Annotated in this window: 10 protein-coding genes; 5 read left to right on the top strand and 5 right to left on the bottom strand. The window is 56.6% G+C overall.

What is annotated here, in order from left to right; translation table 11 throughout:
* Positions 1 to 106: 106 nt before the first annotated feature.
* From A3AY_RS0109985 to A3AY_RS0110000, 4 genes are read right to left on the bottom strand one after another with little or no spacing between them, the layout of a single operon-like run.
* Positions 107 to 1,195, bottom strand: coding sequence for a Gfo/Idh/MocA family protein (locus tag A3AY_RS0109985; RefSeq protein WP_018325538.1), 1,089 nt, complete (start codon positions 1,193 to 1,195; stop codon positions 107 to 109).
* A 32-nt stretch (positions 1,196 to 1,227) separates the two neighbouring features.
* The gene (locus A3AY_RS0109990; RefSeq protein ID WP_018325539.1) at positions 1,228 to 1,857 is read right to left on the bottom strand and encodes a cupin domain-containing protein; all 630 of its coding nucleotides are present in this window, start codon (positions 1,855 to 1,857) and stop codon (positions 1,228 to 1,230) included.
* Positions 1,858 to 1,877: 20 nt separating this feature from the next.
* A complete protein-coding gene (locus A3AY_RS0109995) occupies positions 1,878 to 2,735 on the bottom strand; it encodes a phosphoenolpyruvate hydrolase family protein (RefSeq protein ID WP_018325540.1) in 858 nt (285 codons plus the stop codon).
* Entirely contained in the window at positions 2,725 to 3,936 is a 1,212-nt protein-coding gene (locus tag A3AY_RS0110000) for a Tm-1-like ATP-binding domain-containing protein (protein WP_018325541.1), read from the bottom strand. Before A3AY_RS0110000 ends, A3AY_RS0109995 begins: the two co-directional genes overlap by 11 nt.
* 132 nt (positions 3,937 to 4,068) lie before the next feature.
* Here A3AY_RS0110000 and A3AY_RS0110005 point away from each other — a divergent pair, with 132 nt between their 5' ends.
* Positions 4,069 to 4,665: a phosphoenolpyruvate hydrolase family protein gene (locus tag A3AY_RS0110005; RefSeq protein ID WP_018325542.1), complete on the top strand. Its 597-nt coding sequence runs from the start codon at positions 4,069 to 4,071 to the stop codon at positions 4,663 to 4,665.
* A 184-nt stretch (positions 4,666 to 4,849) separates the two neighbouring features.
* Here A3AY_RS0110005 and A3AY_RS0110010 read toward each other — a convergent pair whose 3' ends face one another.
* Positions 4,850 to 7,066: a ComEC/Rec2 family competence protein gene (locus A3AY_RS0110010; protein WP_018325543.1), complete on the bottom strand. Its 2,217-nt coding sequence runs from the start codon at positions 7,064 to 7,066 to the stop codon at positions 4,850 to 4,852.
* 632 nt (positions 7,067 to 7,698) lie between these two features.
* Here A3AY_RS0110010 and A3AY_RS0110015 point away from each other — a divergent pair.
* The 4 genes from A3AY_RS0110015 to A3AY_RS0110030 all read left to right on the top strand — a co-directional run bounded on the left by A3AY_RS0110015 (position 7,699) and on the right by A3AY_RS0110030 (position 19,023).
* A complete protein-coding gene (locus tag A3AY_RS0110015; RefSeq protein WP_112864703.1) occupies positions 7,699 to 10,413 on the top strand; it encodes a hypothetical protein in 2,715 nt (904 codons plus the stop codon).
* A 146-nt stretch (positions 10,414 to 10,559) separates the two neighbouring features.
* On the top strand, positions 10,560 to 11,480 hold the full coding sequence (locus A3AY_RS0110020) for a hypothetical protein (protein ID WP_154663273.1): 921 nt from the start codon (positions 10,560 to 10,562) through the stop codon (positions 11,478 to 11,480).
* A gap of 11 nt (positions 11,481 to 11,491) precedes the next feature.
* Positions 11,492 to 17,047, top strand: a complete 5,556-nt coding sequence (locus tag A3AY_RS0110025; RefSeq protein WP_018325546.1) for a DEAD/DEAH box helicase — start codon at positions 11,492 to 11,494, stop codon at positions 17,045 to 17,047.
* On the top strand, positions 17,044 to 19,023 hold the full coding sequence (locus A3AY_RS0110030; RefSeq protein WP_018325547.1) for a DEAD/DEAH box helicase: 1,980 nt from the start codon (positions 17,044 to 17,046) through the stop codon (positions 19,021 to 19,023). Before A3AY_RS0110025 ends, A3AY_RS0110030 begins: the two co-directional genes overlap by 4 nt.
* Positions 19,024 to 19,032: the final 9 nt, after the last annotated feature.

Below are 19,032 nucleotides of genomic sequence, written 5' to 3' on the forward strand. Positions count from 1 at the left end.
GAGCGTCGCAACAATCTCCACCCTCGCATGCGCGGGAGCAGAGACGAGAGATCGAGGGTCGGCAGGATGTGCGATCGGATCAGCCATTGTGAGGCCAACCTACAACTTACCTAGGTGTGATCGAAGCGCTATTTCGAAACGACTGCAGGAATTCCTGAACTTTTACGGGTTGGCCGAGACGCGCACTCTCGATGGCTGCGAACACAAGCGCTACGGATTGCAGGTTATCCTCAACATTGGTGGGCATTGGTGGTCCGCCGTCGAGCCAATGGCAGAATTGCTCGATCAATAAAGCATTTTCCCACTTCACCCCGGGAAGGAGTTGTACTTTCTGTCCTTTGCCATGTCGGCTGAGTTGTTTGATCCTGTTGGGATCTCTGTGAAACACTTCGATTTCCCGATGGTCGAGAATTGCCGTTCCGAATGCTGCTTCCACACGAAAATACTCACTACACCAGCTATTGAGTCCTGTTGCTTGCGTTGATGACCCCTCATATACCCCGTGGGACCCATTTGCGAAATCCATAACAACGATGACGTCTGTGTCGCCCTTGTATTCTGCCCATTGCGGCTTCCAGGTGCGGGCATAGATCGACGTGCACGGCGCACCCGCGAGATCGGCAATGATGTCGAGATGATGCACCGCGCCCTCGATCAACATCGGATGGACCATCTCGTGCCGGAATCGACCCCAGGAATCGTACGACCGGTAGTCGCCCGCGAAACGACCTGAGACGGTATTGATCGGACCGAGGGCGTCGTTGCTGACAATCGCCCTCAGCGTCGACTTGTCCTGGTCGAAGCGGTGGCTCATCGTCACGCCCATCTTGCGGCCCGCGGCCTTCACCTTGTCGGCGATGCGGACGGACGCCTCCATGGTATCGGCGATGGGCTTTTCGGACAGGATGTGCATGCCGCGTCCAAGCGCCAGATCGACGATCGACTCGTGATGGGCGGGCGGAACCACGATGGTGCACAAATCGGCGTCCACCGCTCCGAAAGCTTGTGCCGCCGACGTAAAACACTGCGCACTCTCAAGATTGAGGTGCTTCCGACCGATCTCAAGGGCTTTGGGGTTGATATCCACAAGCCCCACAACTTCGATTGTTCCATCGGCGATGTTCGGCGGCAGATATTCTCTGCACCAATATTCCCCAAAACCACCCGCTCCGACATGAAGGACCTTATAGGCCATGATTATCTCTCCCTAACAAGCTCGGACGCCAATCAGACCCGTTCAGGGCGAACATCGGCCGGACCATGCTTGTGCTCCCAAAGGTGCCCAAAGCGCTTCTTGCCCTCGAGCGTTGTTTCGAAATAGGCACCCTTCACGTGGTCCCTAACTTGCGGAAGGTCGTGATGGTGGCCCATGCCAATCGCTATGCAATCACCGGCTTCAACCTCGAAGCTGCGCGATCCGACGACGACGGTTCCCGCTCCCTCGATGATCACCCAGTACTCGTCACAGTCGTGGTAATGTGAATCGAAATTGGTCGCCTTTGGGTAGCTGACGGGATCGCCTTGCGTATCAACGGTATTGCTAGGAGAAACCCGGAAAACGCCGCATCCGCCGAGTTCACTACCCCACTTACCGCTGAATAGAATGATCTGTGCCGTCTCATCGCCAGCATCTGCGATGAAAGGACCGTTTGCCTCATCCAGATCCGAGAACTGACCTTCGTAAAGCACCTGCGCCCTCTTTCCGCTCGTCAGCCGGCATGATCCGCGCGTGACCAGCAGACGCTTCTTTTCGGCTTCGACTGGCAGCGGAAGGGGTAGCCCGGAGAGCTCAACGAATTCAAACCCGGTAACTTCGCACCAGCCCGGCGACTGTTCTCCACTTTTGAACACCGACATCTACTATCTCCTAAATGCAGCTAGGCTTTGTTGCGGCGGATCGCCTTGAAGGCGAGCGTCTGGGACTTGATCGCTTCTTCGGTTGGCAACCTCTCCATGCTGCTTGCGCCGTAGAAGCCGTGGCATCCCGGGCACGAACTCAGGATGAACCGTGCATCCTCCGGATTGGCGATCGGACCGCCGTGGCAGAGGATGATGATGTCGTCGCGAACCGCTCGCGCCGCTTCTATGCAATCGTTGATTAGAGCGACGCAGTCGTCCATCGATTTGCCAGAACGTGCGCCAATTGCACCACCCGTCGTCAAGCCCATGTGGCAGACGAGAATGTCGGCACCAGCCTTGGCCATAGCCACCGCGTCCTCAGGATTGAACACGTAGGGTGTCGTCAACAGATCGAGCTTGTGCGCCTCGGCGATCATCTCGACTTCCTGAGCATAGCTCATGCCAGTCTCTTCCAGGTTTTGGCGGAACAGCCCGTCGATCAGACCAACGGTCGGGAAGTTCTGCACACCAGCGAAGCCGATTTCCTTCAACTCGCGCAGGAAGTTCGGCATGACGACGAATGGATCCGTACCATTGACGCCGGCAAGAACCGGGGTACGCTTCACGACAGGGAGAACCTCGCTCGCCATGTCGACGACGATCTGGTTCGCGTTGCCATAAGCGAGAAGGCCCGCAAGCGAACCGCGGCCGGCCATGCGGTAGCGGCCGGAATTGTATATGACGATGAGGTCGATGTCGCCGGCTTCCTCACTTTTCGCGGAAAGGCCGGTGCCGGCGCCGCCACCGATGATCGGCTCACCGCCTCGGATTTTTTGCTTGAAACGGTCAAGAAGTTCTGCGCGGGTGGGACGGCGGTTATAGGTGTCAGTGCTCACGAAAGGCCTCTCTAAAGTTTGTGACAAGGAGATCCGCAAACTGCGGATCATTGATGTGCAGGGGAACGCGGGTCACTTGCCGCTTGGCGGTGCGACGGAGCGTGCGTTCGAGCACTGCGAACAGGGCAGCATCGGCTTCCGGATCGTGGAAGGGTTGACCGGGCGCATCGATCGCCGAGACGCCGAGCTCCGGAATCAGGAAACGGACAGGACCCTCGCAAAGATTGAGCCGCTCGCCGATCCATTCGCCAATTTTGTTGCATTCCTCAGGGGTCGTGCGCATCAACGTGACCTGAGGATTATGGACATGCAGACGGCGCGAGCGAAACTCAGTCGGGACCGTCTCCATTGCTCCGAAATTGACCATGTCGAGCGCGCCGCACGAGCCGACATAGGGCAATTTGGTCCGGGCGAAGGCGCCGAACCGATCGGCCGTGCAGGGAAAGACGCCGCCGACGAGAAAGTCGCAGACCTCGGTGGTGGAGACGTCGATCCCGCCGACCAGCAGACCCGAATCGGCGAGCTTCTCGAAGGATTGCCCGCCGGTGCCGGTGGCATGGAATACCAGGCAGTCAAAATCCGCTTCCAACGTCCGGGTCACTGCCTGGACGCATGGCGTCGTGACGCCAAACATCGTTAGGCCGATTGCAGGCCTCTCGTCGGCCGCAGCGACAACAGGCTTGTTGAACACCATTCCGGCGATGGAATTGGCAGCGTTGGCGAGGACCACCCGGGAGATGCGGTTGAGCCCAGACACGTCGGTAACCGAATACATCATGCTGATATCGGTCGGCCCGACATAGGGCGCGACATTGCCCGAAGCCACCGTCGAGACGAGAACCTTCGGCGTGCCGATCGGGAGCGCCCGCAGTGCAGGGGCGATGAGCGCCGTACCACCCGTTCCGCCCGCACCAATGATGCCGTCAACGTCCGCGCGGGAGTGAATGAACTCGACCAAGGCCCGTGACATAGCGGCGACCGCCTTGCCGCGGTCCTTGAGCTCCTCGGCTCTAGGCGGATTGGGGTCGAAACGCGCCACCTCCGACGACTGAACGTCGACATCTGACGCTTCGTTGTGAAGCACCGACACCGACACATCGACCAGAACGACGTCGCAACCCGCATCCCGGATCAGGTCGCGGAGATATCGCAGTTCGCTGCCCTTGGTATCGCAAGTCCCCACCACATAGACTGTTTTCATTGGTCTCCTCCCAACTTCCCCTCGATCGGCTCGCCTCTCGATGAAAGAGAAATAGAACCCATGCGGTCAGCATTTCAATTGTGCTCTGTCGGTGCTTTGGGTAAAATTGGGTAGCTTTCCGCAAGGATCAAAATGCGCGCTCTCCCAATCCTTCCTTCAATCCAGATCGTGACAGACCTGGAGGTAGCCGGCGCGCAGGCGCAGCGCGTCTCGCTCTATTGCCCTTCCTGCAAAGGGTTGGGCGCCAGCTATGACAGCGTTGTCCTGCTCCCAATACATGACGCCAACGGGCGTCTGCTGTCTGAACTTGGACCCCGAAGAAAATATCCGGAGCATCTCTATGCGGGGGTATTTGCCCTCGATCCGTTCCGTCGTCATGCAGAGATTCTAAGGGCGTTGGAATGTGCCGGCTTCACCGGCGTCGTTAACTTTCCGAGCGTCAGCATGGTTGATGGGGAAATGCGTTTGAGCCTCGACGACTTAGGCTATGGGGCGAAGACGGAGATTTCCTTTCTAAGGGCGGCCGTGGCGAATGGCTTCAGCGCACTCGCATTGGTGGACAGTTCTGAGATCGGGCGAGAGGCTGTCGCTGCGGGGGTGTGCGGATTGATCGCCGTACGTCACACGACGGAAGCCGTGCTTGATGAACTCAGCAAAATTGCACGACAAACTACACTAGGCTTGTTTCGCCTCCCCGAAGCTGTCGGCAGTGCCCCGGAGGGTGGCTGACCAGATTTCATCTTTTTCCATCAGCGCGGCGAAATCCGCGATCGCTCCTTTTTGTTGTCGCTTATCTTTTTAATGCCAACTGGAGAGCGCCAGTCTTCCCATTTACCCGATTTCTACGACACGCGAGGTGCCGGCGCTTGCCATTTTGCGCGAGCAACCCAACCGAACCGAGACAGACGAAATTTCATTTGCTTGATCGCGGCTTCTTGATGATCTCGAATCCGGAGAGGATGAGGCTTGCCATCGCGGGCCGTAATAATGTGTCGGGAAGGGGCGTCGAAAAGTTCTGTAAGAGGAGTCGGATCCATTCTTGGACCTTATCGGCACCATCGAATTGACCGAGGAACGAAAACGGCACCTCATAGCTGTTTCCGATTAATCCGCTTGGAGGAAGAGCCTTTTCGAGCCACAACGGTGTAACGATGTTAGCAAGTGCCGGGGGCCAATAGGGGGGAGGACCACCATACTGGCGCATTCCGGCAACTGCCGAAATGTACTGTCGGAGCTCTTCAGTATCCGAAAGGGATGTCAGGCGCCCAACAAGCGCAATGAATGCCGCCTCAATATCGATTTCTCTGAAGAGAACGAGCAGAGTCGAAGCCTCAGATGACCGATACGTCCCATCGGGTAGCGGCCTCGCGCAAATGGATCTGGTTTTCAGGAGATGGCCGACCAGTATCGGCCAGAGTGAGCTCTCGAACATGTCTCGTGGGAATGCGAACTGCTCAGAAAAACGCCGCGCAATCCAATCAATCTCTACAGCATAGAGGAGTTCTTCCGGAGCTGTTGCGGAATGTCGCGTCTTTATCGCCAGTTGAATGACAGCGAAGCGATCTATCCAGGACTTGAATTCAACGATCTCATCGTTGTGCGGCATGATCCAAACCGATCGCTCGTCTCCACGATAACGGCGTGGAGACAGCCAGACCTTACCCGAGCGCGCCGCGCGCTCCAGAACCGACTCCATCTCTGTTGCTGCAGCAACGCGACGTGCTGCAACCGCTGCCTGAGACATGACTTTCAGCGAAATGGGCATCAGGTCCCCGTCGGCGGGTCGTGCCTGACGCTCCTTGAGCGTGGCGCGTAGCCAACCCACGGCCCAGTCCATATGTTTACGGATCTCGGTTTCCGCCATGGTCGACAGAATCGGGCTTGGCTCCACGACATGCTGGCGCACCTCTATGACGGGCATCACGCCCGACAGGTTGCCGCGCGCGCAGGCGATACCCTCAGCCTCAATGCCCTTTTCCGACACAGACAGTGAAACGGGTGCCTGGCTGTTGCAGGCATATTGGACCTGACAGCAAGGCTCCGTCGCTGTTCCACTGACGATCTCACGGCTGCGTCGTGACGTGCAAAACAGAGTTGCACCATAGCGCAGCGCCGCGTCGCGAAAGTCGCTGCGGGGAAGTTTATGCTTTCCATTCGCACTGACGAGGGCGGCCCGCGGCCGCATCCATTGCCACACGGCATCGTAGGCTAGGTCACGATCGATGTAACTGTAGGAGCCGTGGTGCGGCACCTTCACGATATCGCACGCAAGCCCCATCGGATACCGAGCCATAAGATAGGTGAAGTTTTCTAGGTCGCCCGTCAGCAGGAAGCGGCGCGTCTGGACTCCTAGCCGTGCCTGCACCAGGAGCACGATGGAGGTGTCGTTCAAGACCGAATTCCCGAAGAATTCAGGCTCGACACCCTTCGTTGCAGCCTCTTCTCTGAAATCTGCCGGTGGCGCTGGGCGTGCTGTCGGAGGCAGCGACGGCACACGGTCGGGTGCAATCTCACCGGTCGAAATCGCGAAGCGGAGATCGGAAAACAAATCCTCGATGTCGGCTTCCTCTTCGGTATCCCGCAACAGCCAACCGACCGGCATCGGCTGCTCGAGGAAAAGGCTCAATGAGTCACTGCCGACAAGAAGCCGTTCGATGAGACGGCCGGCTGGGGAGATAACTTTGATCGAAAGGCCGCCGTCAGGACTTGTCCAACTCGCGCCCTCGACCGGCCAGGAAATGTCACACAAGGGCGGTAGAGCCTTTTCCAAGGCCTCGGTCTGATCGAGACCGCGTGCGATACGGGGGCCGAAAAGCCAGTCGTGCCGCCGAAAGGCTGGAACGCAAGGTCCCCAATAACGGCGGATTGGGAGAACGTCCTTCTGTTTGACATAGGCCAACAGTCCATCGATATGGTCGGCATCACAGTGGCTGAGAACGGCCAGATCGATTTGCGTAGCGCCCAGTCTACCGAGGGTCGTTTTGAGGGGGCCTGCACCCCCGACAGGTCCGCCGTCGACAAGAATGGTTGATGGTTTGCCTGCTTTCGGCAGCCAATGGAGGACGAGAGCATCGCCGTGACCAACATTGATCATTTCGAGCTTGAGCTCCGCCTCTGGTCTTTTGGCCATCTGAACTAAACTTTCGAGTGGGAGGGAATCTTGGAATCGACCGCGTGTGGGCGGCCTTGGGATCGTTGCTTGCTGTTCAACTTCAGGCCAAGGTGCCCGGCCAGCCGCCGGCAGTCTTGATGAAGTTGGTCGCTCCAAGATACTAAATTAGCCCACGGCCGATGATCAAATGCTTTGTAAACAACGCTATCTCCGAGCCCACACCTCATGTGGCGGGAAAGTAGGCTCTAGTTCCGAAAGCAGTCAGGGGCTTCGAGCGGTTCAGAGTTTTGCGAACGGGACATCGACCGAGGACGGGAATTCCGGCGACTTGCAGGCAAGTTTCTAGGAATTAGTACAAAAGCAAAATATTAATCTGCTCGGATCTGTGACTTAAACAAGGATGCTAACTATCCTTCGGTTGCATCCAATCGAATTAGAAGATCAACTGCTTAGTGCAGTCGATTCGTTCGGGGATCTGGGCCTTCCCTTCTTGCCATCACACGCAGGACGAGGCGACGACGCTGGGATGCATGGGTAGAGGCGAAACAATTTTGTCGGATAGCTGGGGCGAGCGCCTGAGCAGGCATTTTGAGGAACTGCGCGCGGCGCGAGCACGTTCTGGCGCGCCAGTTTTTGCCCTTGAGCATGGATTGGACATCAACGAATTCGCTTCACTGACAAAGCACCTTCATTATCAGCTTCGCAACGGCGCAAGCTTTCTACCCGATTGGCTCCTTTGGGTCGTCTATGGCGCTGAGTTGGGCTATAATTTCAATGGTCAGGACTATTGGACCAGTTTTGAGAAACAGACGCCTCTTTGGTCTCATCGTTACAATCGGCGCTGGCTTCGTGACGCATTCAAACGGTTTGACAGGCGTTACCGGGGTGTCGTTCCGCAAGGCGCGTGGGCTAGCCAATTTTCTATTATTGCCTGGCCCATCACTCACGCGATCCTTCCGCAAGATCTACAAACACAATTGGCTCAGACTCTCTATCAACTCAGCTTCGGGATCGCGGCCCGTTTGGACGAGGGACCTGCTGCGATCGGCAGGTTTATTGGGAAGCGGGGAGTGGGAAGCTCGCGCTTTCGCAATTTCCTGCAACAAGAGGAAATGGTCGGGCGTATCGCGATAGCATTGCTTGGCGGTTCGAAAATCGAGCCGGACGAGACAATACTTTCAGGGACACTCACCCGCATCGTCGGCGACCTTGAGAAAGGCCAAAGCGCAAGAGCTTGGCTCGGAGATGCACGTCGTGTTGTCGAACGCGCTCGTATCAAAGGCGTTGGCCATTATGGAATGTGGAGCCAACACCCTGTCGCCATCGAGGCGCCAGGCGCCAAAGAGGCTAAGCCTGATCTCACACCTTCAATCGTTCTACAGCGTGTGGAAGGCGGCGAATGGATCGTGATCGCGCGATTTGCTTCCTACGGTGCGCTTGCCAATCTTTCAGTCGACAGTGAACGTTTTTTGAAAGTTACGCGCTGCAGAATAAATGGCGCAGATGGATTTCGGCCGGCGGGTTGGCTTATGTCTGACGATCAGCAGCGGGTGTTAACCTCGTGGCCGGATCCCAGCCAACCCCTTGTCCAATTTGAGAAACCACACGAAACTATTGATGCACTTTTGAAGGCCCACGGACGATTGTCGCAGGGGCCCCGTTGGCTTTTTGAGATCGGACTTGACGGAAAAGCACGTGAGGTTCCCGCTCTCCGGGTTCAGGCGAGGAAACGCTATATTTTAGTGTCGCGGGATCCTATTGCGAATCTGCCATTCGCCTCATCTATCCGCTTACGGTGCTTGAACTGCCATGTTTCATCCATCGACCTTCCCGCCAACATCTCCGATACGGAATTTCGCACGCTACGCCTCGCGGGGATCCACGTCACACGATCGATCTCGTTCTGGCCCTCTGGTCTGCCGCCTCGTCGCTGGGATGGACATAGCCGAGCGGACTGGTTTGTCGGAGAAACGCCGACATTCGGGATTGAGGCGGATCACGACGTCCATAGTCTCACTGTATCAGTCGACGGTGGCAGCCCTGCACTGTTTCCTAAGCTTGCCGCTGCAACCCCGATCTTTATATCCCTGCCAAGCCTCTCTCAGGGCATCCATCGGGTCGATTTAGACGCGAAAGTAACCAGCTTCAGCGGCGAGATCGTATCTTCGAAAGCAAGCATCGAGGTTCGTCTTGAACCGCCTGTGCCATGGACGGCGGGGGCAACTGATTTTAGGGGGATGCTTCCTTCAATCGAACCTCCAGACCCAAGCCTCGACGAGTTCTTCGAGGGGCGCACTAGCCTGAGCATACTTGGTCCCGTGTCACACCCTGTCTCGGTGTCGCTCGAGTTGTTTGATGCGGGTCATGTAGAACTCGCAACCGAAGTCGTCATGGAGACCAGTCTACCTTGCGATGAAGAGGTATGGCGGCGTCAAAGCACACAATTTATCAGGCGGTCCTCCTCTCCGTGGGCCTATCTTTCTGCAGCGAGTGCGAACCTCGTCATCACAAGCGAGGAACTGGGGACGTGTCGGATACCAATGCGCCGCGACTTGCGCCCCATTCGACTCATCTGGCACAGTAATAGCCGTGCTACTCAGGTACGCCTCATCGACGATCATGGCGGAAGGGCCCCGGTTTCTTTAGAATTCTGTCCGTTCATCTCACCCTGCGCACCATATTTGCTGCAATCGCAGGAACTTGCAGAAGGTTTCGAGCCTCCAGCGAATGGTGGGTTGTTTTGGCTCCAGCATGGCGAAGGAAGCGAAGGGCTAGTGGTTAGCATGCCTCTGGTTGCCAGCTTGTCGGACCTTGCTCCCGAGCCGCCAGAAAATGCCTTTCCCTCCGGCCCGGAGGCCTTGCGAATAACGCAGGCACACTTGTCGCGATGGCGGCAGGCAGCGCTTGCGGGCCCCCTGGCAGAGGTTCGCCGTGAACTCATTGTCAAAAACCTTGAGCGGCATCTGTTCCGGATTCTCTGCGGAGAGGTCTGGTTCCAAGCGGAAAAGGTTTACGACCTATCCGCAAAGACGGCAGCCGATTTGCGAACACTGGCGCTGAACATCGAAGCTAAGCCAGCTTTCGCTGTTCTGATCGGTAGAGATTTCGAAGACCTTCACTCGCTTGGCGTTCCGGCGCGTATCGACCGAATTGTTGAAATGGCAAAGAGATACCGCGTGTGCGATGAAGCGACCGCCCGAGTTGCGCTCACGATTTGTCTTACTGAGGGCTATACGGACCCTGCGCTCCTGGACAGGTTAAGTTCGCTTGGTAAACACGCCCGATCTATGCTGCGGGCAGCGCGTCTTTTATCGTATGCGCAGGTTCCGACCGATTGCCAGAGTTCAGTGAAGGTGGCCTCATGACAACCATTGTGTCGGCCCTAGAAGTTCTCACAACAGCGCATCGTTTCCTAGGCGTTTTCGATGACGGGACGATAAGCAACTCTTACCTCGCTGCGACACTGAGACGCTTGGCCGGAGCCACATGTCCTTGTTCTCCGAAAACGCTTTTGCGCGCTGCGATGGATGCTCATCGAGGTTTGGTCTCGAATCCTGAGATTTTCCAGGAGCAGGTTGAGGTAACAATCGATGCCCTTGTGGCCGTCGGGGATCTTCTCGAACTGAACGATGTCACCGCTGTCGATGAAAACATCAAAGGGACGTGGCTTTTTGCAGCTCCGCCCGGATTTGTAATCCACTTTGGCGATGCTGCGAACATCATCGGCCTGACCCGAGATGAACAAACCCCGCTTCCGGCTGTCGTGAGGGATCGGGTTGTCGTTCGGGGCGTCTCCAGAAAGGTCTATCCCAAGGAAGGTGAAGACCTGCGCGCGCTGCTAGGCGCGCTGGGCCTGAGGGAAGTATCGAGTGCGACCTGGCTTCGCCATCCCAAGAGCGTACCTGTCAAAGATCTCATTGATAGAGCCGATCTAAAACTTGCGGCATCCGGCAGGGGGGGCGATCTGGAAGATCTTCGAGTCTTTAATCACACATCCGAGAGCAGGAACTATCGAGCGCGCTGGGAGACCGCCAAAGGGAAATCCGGCCGCTTCGTGATGCGTCGAGCCCAGGCTTATGGCGCCGATCGGTGGGGTTACGGCGAACTCTTGAACGGTGATGTCGTAAAGCTTTTCGAGTTCCCCGAACCCGAGGATCGGTGGCGGGGGTGTGACATCGCGTGGAGATTGATGTTGGCACTGCAGTCGCATCAGGGGAGGGCCGTCGCATACCGCGTTGAGATAAGGGAGGATATGGCCGGCTTGGACCTATTCCACCCGATCCCAGACTGGGCAACCAGAGCGCTTATCTTCACCGGGAAGCAAGTTCCGGCGCGATCGTGTCTCTTATCTTTCGATATTCCTGTTGCCGAGTTGTCGGCAACTGAGAAATTCCTTGAAACCTTTTTGTTCTTATCCCGCGCAGCGGATTGAATCGGTGAATCATGTCCAAAACAATTCAAGAAACGATCGAATCCCTACATGGCGCTTTGAAGGACTACATCGAGGCCACATACCACATAGGTAATGCCCAATTGATCGCCCAGCGCCGGGCACTTCTGGATCGCAACGGCGTCACTCATCAGATCCCCTACTTGGAGTCGACGCCTCGGTACCAGACCGGGGATCGGTTCGAAGAGATAAAGGGATTGCCGCCGTCAGCGCTGTCGGTTTTTTCTGAGTTATCCGCGCCCAAGGGCGATTTGCCCAAGCTCCTACACAATCCCGCCTATACCCATCAGAAGGAAGCAATCGAAAACGCGCTGATCGCCGGCAAAAACCTGGTCATCATGACCGGAACGGGCTCTGGCAAAACAGAGTCTTTTCTAATGCCTATCCTCGGGAAGCTTGCAAGGGAAGCGGCAGAGCGTCCGGAAGCCTTCAAGAACCACCGTGCAATGCGCGCGTTGCTTTTGTATCCTATGAACGCGCTCGTCAACGACCAACTGGGAAGAATGCGGGCAATCTTTGGCGACCCACGTCTAACCGAACTGTTCGGCAATTGGGCGGGGCGCCCGGCGACTTTTGCGCGCTATACAAGTCGAACGCCTTATGCGGGCGTCCGCAACCGCAAGAAAGATCCACAGAAGCTTGCATCTTTCGAGGAATTTTTCGTCGAGATCGAGAGGCAGGCAGCGGATCCGGGTGCGGAAAATCATGATCACGCGAAGAACCTCAGGGCGCAACTCAGGAAGAAAGGGAAATGGCCTGCAAAGCCTGATTTGGCAGCCTGGTTTGGCGCAAAGAACGCCCGCTGGTTCGACAAGAAGACGGACGAATTCCTTCGCGCGATCACGTTGGCCGACGATTCGGAATTGATCACGCGACATGAGGTTCAGGCTGCATGCCCAGATCTCCTCGTCACGAACTACTCGATGCTTGAATATATGCTGATGCGACCGATCGAGCGGTCAATATTCGACGACACGAAAGCGTGGCTGGCAGCAAATCCCGAGGAAAAAATCACCGTCGTTCTTGACGAAGCCCACCTCTACCGCGGCGCCGCTGGGGCGGAAGTCGGCTTGCTACTCAGGCGTCTGCGCGACCGGTTGGACATTCCTCCTGAGCGTTTTCAGGTTATCTGCGCGACCGCGAGTTTTAACGACGCTGATAAGGCGGGAGAGTTTGGAGCTGCACTTGCGGGAGTTTCCGCGGAGAACTTCCACACGGTGACGGGGCAGTTGAAGCTTAAGCAGAACCCGGCAGCGGCGAGCGTAGCTGATGAAGCCATCTTGGCATCCCTCGATCTTGCGAAATTCTACTCCGCAGATCCCGCCGGCCGGCGTGAGGCCATCGCCCCATTCCTGGACTACCGCCATGTTCAGCCAACCGGCGAAGTTGAGCGTGATCTGTTCCAGGCGTTGGAAACATTCCCGCCGATCGCTCTCCTTATCAACTCGACGATGAAAGCGGCGCAACCTTTGGAAAAGCTTGCGCCGATGCTTTTCCCTGAAGGTGAGGCAAATGCCAACGTTGCATTGACGGCATTGTTGGCGCTTGGCAGCGTCGCGCGCGAATCCGTCGGTGAAGCCGGGCTGCTACCTTGCCGCATTCACAATTTCTATCGCGGCCTGCCGGGATTATGGGTCTGCATGGACGCCGAATGCACTGAGGTGTCCGATGATGACAAGTCAGGCATTTGCGGGAAGATGTTCGGGCAGCCACGCGAACAGTGCAACTGCGGTGCCCGCGTTTTGCAGTTCTTTACCTGCCGCAATTGCGGGGCGGCCCATGCTCGCGCCCATACCAATGACGTGGATCAACCAAACACACTTTGGTCGGAGCCTGGTCGGCGCATGAAAATGCACGCCGGAGAGGTGGGCCAACTCCTGGACCTAGATCTTCTCCTGGAAGAGCCTCGACAGACCGGTGTTGCTGAAATAGCAAATTACGACCTTCTGACGGGTCAACTGGATCCGGATCTTCCCGGCTCAAGGATGAGGAACGTCTATATTCGAAAGGATCGAACAACGCCGGCCATAGATGATGAAGGACAAAGCGATATACGGCTGGAGGCGCGCGGCCAGTTTACGCCATGCGCCGTCTGCGGCGAGACGGCGAGCTTTGGCCGTACCTCGATCCAGGACCACCAGACGAAGGGTGACCAACCCTTCCAAGCCTTGGTCTCTCGGCAAATTCAAGTTCAGCCACCCAGTATCCAAGCAGCGTCAGGGTTCGCGCCTCTGCGCGGCCGAAAAGTTCTAGTCTTCTCCGATTCCCGTCAGGTGGCCGCGAGACTCGCGCCGAACCTCCAAATGTACTCCGTCCGAGACGCTCTTCGTTCGCTGATCGTCTGGGGATACGGCCGGCTCAATCAATCGCCAATGCTATCCGGCAATCTCAATCTGGAAGATCTTTATCTGGCAGTTACCCTTGCCTCCCGCGCGCTCGGCGTCCGGCTGCGGCCAGAAATGCGAAATGGGGAATTCTTTGCTGAGAACCTGGTTGACGATGCGGTCGCCGACGGTGCACTGGAGAACGAGATGCGGCTCGTTCGACTTCGCAGCGATTTCGTCTACGAGACACCGCCGACGGCCTTGCTCGACGACATAATCAAGACGGTCAGGGATAAGCATCTCGGACTGGAGGCGCTAGCGCTGGCGTCGCTAAGAGAAGCTGCGAATAAGCAGGCAAACATCGTTGCTCTTCCGAAAATTCCGGGATTTGCGGAGACCGATAGCGAAAAAGTTGCCCTGGCGCGCGCTTGGCTGCGCTGCTGGCATCGAGAGGGCTTTTGGCTCAATATGATGCCGCAGGGCTGGTACAATCGCAAAGGTGGCGGGACGAGTGTTCGAAGCAGGAAATCGTCCTTTGCTGCTATGAAGAGGATGATCGGCGACAAAGCCGCTTACAAGATCTTCGAAAAGAACTGGGAGCCGCGGCTTCACGCGTCGTTCACGCAAGACGACAACGGCTTCAAACGGCTTCTGGGACGGAACCTGTCGCTAGAACTGGATGGCGACTGGGTGCGTTGTGAGGCATGCCGATCCGTTCACCGGCCGGTGCCGCGAATTCCGCAGTGTTTGGACTGTGCCTCAACATCGATCAAAAAGCTCGATCCGATGAATGATCCGGTCTTCGTTGCCCGAAAGGGATATTACCGTGCGCCAGTAGCAACGCTCCTTGAAGACTCGTCAGAGCCGCCAATGGCGCTCATCGCGGCCGAGCATACCGCCCAATTGAACGCGCCGCAGAGCGAGGACGTCTTCTCAAAAGCCGAGGAAAACGAGCTTCTATTCCAGGATGTCGAACTGACGTGGATCGACCGTCCCAATAAAGTCACAGCGATCGACATTCTTTCGAGCACCACGACTATGGAAGTCGGTATCGATATAGGAGCGCTGTCTGGCGTTGCGTTGAGGAACATGCCGCCCGGTCGCGCGAACTATCAACAGCGCGCTGGTCGCGCGGGACGCCGTGGCAACGCCGTTGCAACTGTTGTAGCGTTTGGAAGTGCTGACAGTCACGATGAGCATTATTTCAGCGACCCCGAAGCTATGATTGCCGGGCCAGTAGTCGATCCGAAACTGACTCTCGACAATCCAGAGATCGTCAAGCGCCACATCCGAGCGTTTATCATCCAGTCTTACCTTCAAGCGAAAATTCCTGCGTTCGATCCGACTGCCAATCCTGATCTTTTTTCGGTTCTTGGCTCGGTCCACGCGTTTCAATCCGGATCGGGGACTTTAAACCGAAACGATTTCGGTGAGTGGTTGAACAAGAACACTCAGCCGCTGCGGTTGCGAGCGGCCTCGTGGTTGCCGACCGAGCTTTCTGATCCGGACCGCGACGGGCTCCTCGAGGCCATGGCTGAGGATTGCCTTCGAGAAATCGACAACGCCCTCTCCGCGAGCAGAACCGTCGAGGTTTCGGCGGACGAGAGCGAGGAGGATCAAGACGACGAAATAATAGAAGTTCCGCTGGAGGAAGGGGAAGAGTCGCCACCGCCGCAGTTGGCTGCAGACGGCAAATTGTTGGACAGGCTTCTCTACAAGGGCGTTTTGCCGCGTTACGCCTTTCCAACCGACGTGGCGACATTCAGCGTATTCGACGAAGAACGATCGAAGTCATATCGGCCGATCATGAAGTTTGCCCCTTCACAAAGTTTGCCCGTCGCGCTTTCCCAATACGCGCCCGGCAAACAGGTCTGGATTTCCGGTAAGTGTTATACCTCTGGCGCCGTTTATGCAGCTATGCCCCAAGACCGACGCGATGCTTGGAATAAGCGGCGCCTCTTTATGGAATGCTCCGAATGCAGCTTTGCCGAAACAGTCGAATTGAACAGCGGTCTCCAGCGCGGCGACAAACGAGATTGTAGAGCCTGTGGACTGGAAGATTGCTTTGGGCCGGCGCATTTCTGGTTGCGGCCTCCGGGATTTGCGCATCCGGTCGACGCCGAGGAGGTCACCTCCCCGGACGACATGCCGGAGACATCTTACGCCACACGGGCCAAACTGACGATGTCGACACCAGGTGATGACGAGCGTTGGCGTGTTGTTAGCGAGCGAGTTCGTGTCATGCCGGACAGAAGCCATCTTCTGGTATCGAATACGGGTCCGAAACGCGAGGGATACGACTACTGTACGCATTGCGGGAGAATAGAGAGCCATGTCGAAGCCACAGGCGCACTCGGCGGGCCTCATCGAAAACCGTTCCCGGACGAGAAAGAGCCCATGTGTGATGGCGCTGGCCTGACCCGTCGGCTGGTTCTTGGAACCGACTTCATCACCGACATTGCGCTGTTCTCGCTGAGGGTGGTGGCACCTCTCAAGCTTCGGCCGGCTCGCTTCGAGACAGACGTCGCTTTACGGACTGCAAGCGAAGCTCTTGCAAAGGCTGCATGCAACATGCTCGAAATCGAACCTGGGGAGTTGATGGCCGAGTATCGTCCGGCACTCACGCCGGGGGGACGCAGTGGACTTGAAGCTGAGATTTTCCTCTATGACACCTTGCCGGGCGGGGCAGGGTTTTCTTCCCAACTCGCCGAGAGAGGCGTAGAGCTTTTCGAAAGAGCTCTGAAGCTTATGAAAGGCTGCCCCGACAACTGTGACTCGTCATGTTATCGCTGCCTGCGGAGTTTCAAGAACAAATTCGAACATTCTCTGCTAGACAGGCACGTTGGCAGCGAACTTCTCGAGTACCTCGTTCACGGCCAAATCCTTCCGTTTAATGGTGCCCGGATCAGGAACTCAACGATCGTCCTGGGTGACGATCTGAAACGGCAGAACCCGGGCTACGACGTCCGGATTTTCGAAACGGTTGATGTTCCCGGACACGGCTTGGTTCAGGCTCCTATAACTGCCAAAGCAAAAGATGGCTCTCAGATCATCGTCGCCCTTTCAGGGGGGCTGACCGACGGGCACGCGGCGGACCCCGTCATATCGGGCATCCATAGCGATCCTGATGCGAGCCGCGTGTATGTCCTCAACGAGTTGCTCATCAGGGGCAACCTTGCCGATGCAACACGTAAAATTAAAGCTGAGCTTGAGGGCAATTCGTGATCGAGATTATCGGGGTCAAGGAAGGGCAGGAGTATGAGGCTGCCCTTCATATCAGACGTTTGCTCTTAAACGTCTGGCCTGACTTGGCTCAGAGCAGGCGCGACAGAGTAAAGATCTTCGTCGGCTTCAAGATGTATGGCCAAGCTGTCGAGGACCTGGATCTCGTGGTAGTCGGGCTTCTGGGCGAGCCACGCGAATTTGCAGTCGAGTTCAAATTTTATCCCCGAGAAGGGGAGCCATTTCTTCCACGACAGGCTTGGGTCAAGAACTTCGCACTTCTCATCGAAGTCAAATCTCATGATGCCGGTGGGGTGCACTTCGACGACAAGGTCGCATCAGTGCGCTACATGCGCAACGGTACGGCAAAGTGGGAATGCGTCACAGAAAAGAACCGGATCCAGATGTTTGAGTTCAAGAAGTACCTGGCGCGGCACGGACTTGATCGCATCCATGTGCAGGATTTGATTCTTTTTACTGGCCTTCGTGAAGTTGATCTGCCGGAGCGGCCGCATAATTGTATCGCAAATGATGCGAGCTTTGAGCGATACCTGAACGTCCTCGGACAGATCTCCCGGCCACATCGTAACGGCAATCGGGTGACGCTTTCCTTTGGACCGGATGAGGCGTTCGAAGGGGTTCTGGCGGGCAAGTTCGGTCTCTTCGAGGCCATCGAGCCGACGCCGCTCGATCGGCGGCGGATGGATATCGTCGCCAAGAAATCGGTGCCCGATGAATGGCTCGACGATCTCGGCAAACGGCAGACCATCCTCAGAGGCCGGGGAGGGGTGGGCAAAACAGTTAATTTGCTCCAGATGGCGTATCGATCTTATGATCAACGCCAAGAGCGTTCCCTCCTGCTCACGTTCAACAAAGCGCTCGTTGCCGACCTTCGAAGAACGATGGCCCTTCTCGGTGTTCCCCGCAGCGTCGAGAACGGCGGGATTGCGATCGAGACGGCCCATGGGTTTTTTGGCAGGGTCATGCTCGCCCTTGGCGTGATCTCTGATTACGATGGCTTCCTTGAAGATTTTGAGCTCCATAAAGCCAATCTCATCGAATTCTTGCAAACGGGCGCGATCAGCAATGATGATCTTCTTGAACTCGGACGCGGATCGCCGGCAGACTTCGACTGGGATCTTATCTTTGTTGATGAAGGGCAAGATTGGCCGCAAGACGAGATCGACATTTTGCGACGCATTTTCGGCACGGAGCGGATCACCGTTTCGGATGGCGTCGATCAATTCGTCCGTGATGGTGTGGCTGACTGGATCACCGGAACAGCCAAGGGAAGTGTGCAGTCTCGCCGCTTGAAGCGAAGTATGCGCATGAAATCGAATATTGCGATTTTTGCCAGCGATGTCGCACAGGCCCTCGGTATCCTGGACTGGGATGTCGAGCCGAACAGTGATGCCGCTGGCGGACGCGTCATCATCGTTGAGGGCGATCTGTTCGACCGGCCTCAGGTTCTCCGTGATCTGGCGGGGGAGGCACTGGCGCTTGGCAATCATCCCGTAGACATGCTGGCCTGTGTGCCACCATCCATGGTGCGCGCAACAAGCGATGATGGTCTGTGCAGCGCCGCCGATCACTATGTGAAGTCCGGTGGTAGGGTTTGGGACGGAACTGCTCGGGATGTGAGAGAATTTTTCGCAAGCCATCGCGATGAGCTTCGGTTCGTTCAATACGACTCATGTCGAGGGCTGGAAGCCTGGACGTCCATCAATTTTGGCCTCGATCAGCTTTGGGATTACAAGTTCAACCAAGTGCTTCTATCGAATCGTAAAAACGATGATCTGCTGACGAGCAAGGAAGAAAGTGCTGCTGCACATGCTGCCAGATGGATCATGATCCCGCTGACGCGGGCGATGGACACGATTGTCGTTAATGTTGGCACCGGGAAGAGTGTCTTAAAGTCTGCGTTGATGGACGTGCACGGCAAGCGTCGCGATTTCGTACAATGGATCGTCAACACGTGATTTTCCGTT

Source organism: Rhizobium giardinii bv. giardinii H152 (genome assembly GCF_000379605.1).
GTDB classification, from domain to species: domain Bacteria; phylum Pseudomonadota; class Alphaproteobacteria; order Rhizobiales; family Rhizobiaceae; genus Pararhizobium; species Pararhizobium giardinii.

Excerpts from the sequence above, each read along its gene's own strand:
- A3AY_RS0109985 (WP_018325538.1), bottom strand. The coding sequence starts at position 1,195 with ATGGCCTATAAGGTCCTTCATGTCGGAGCGGGTGGTTTTGGGGAATAT.
- A3AY_RS0109990 (WP_018325539.1), bottom strand. The coding sequence starts at position 1,857 with ATGTCGGTGTTCAAAAGTGGAGAACAGTCGCCGGGCTGGTGCGAAGTT.
- A3AY_RS0110000 (WP_018325541.1), bottom strand. The coding sequence starts at position 3,936 with ATGAAAACAGTCTATGTGGTGGGGACTTGCGATACCAAGGGCAGCGAA.
- A3AY_RS0110005 (WP_018325542.1), top strand. The coding sequence starts at position 4,069 with ATGCGCGCTCTCCCAATCCTTCCTTCAATCCAGATCGTGACAGACCTG.
- A3AY_RS0110010 (WP_018325543.1), bottom strand. The coding sequence starts at position 7,066 with ATGGCCAAAAGACCAGAGGCGGAGCTCAAGCTCGAAATGATCAATGTT.
- A3AY_RS0110025 (WP_018325546.1), top strand. The coding sequence starts at position 11,492 with ATGTCCAAAACAATTCAAGAAACGATCGAATCCCTACATGGCGCTTTG.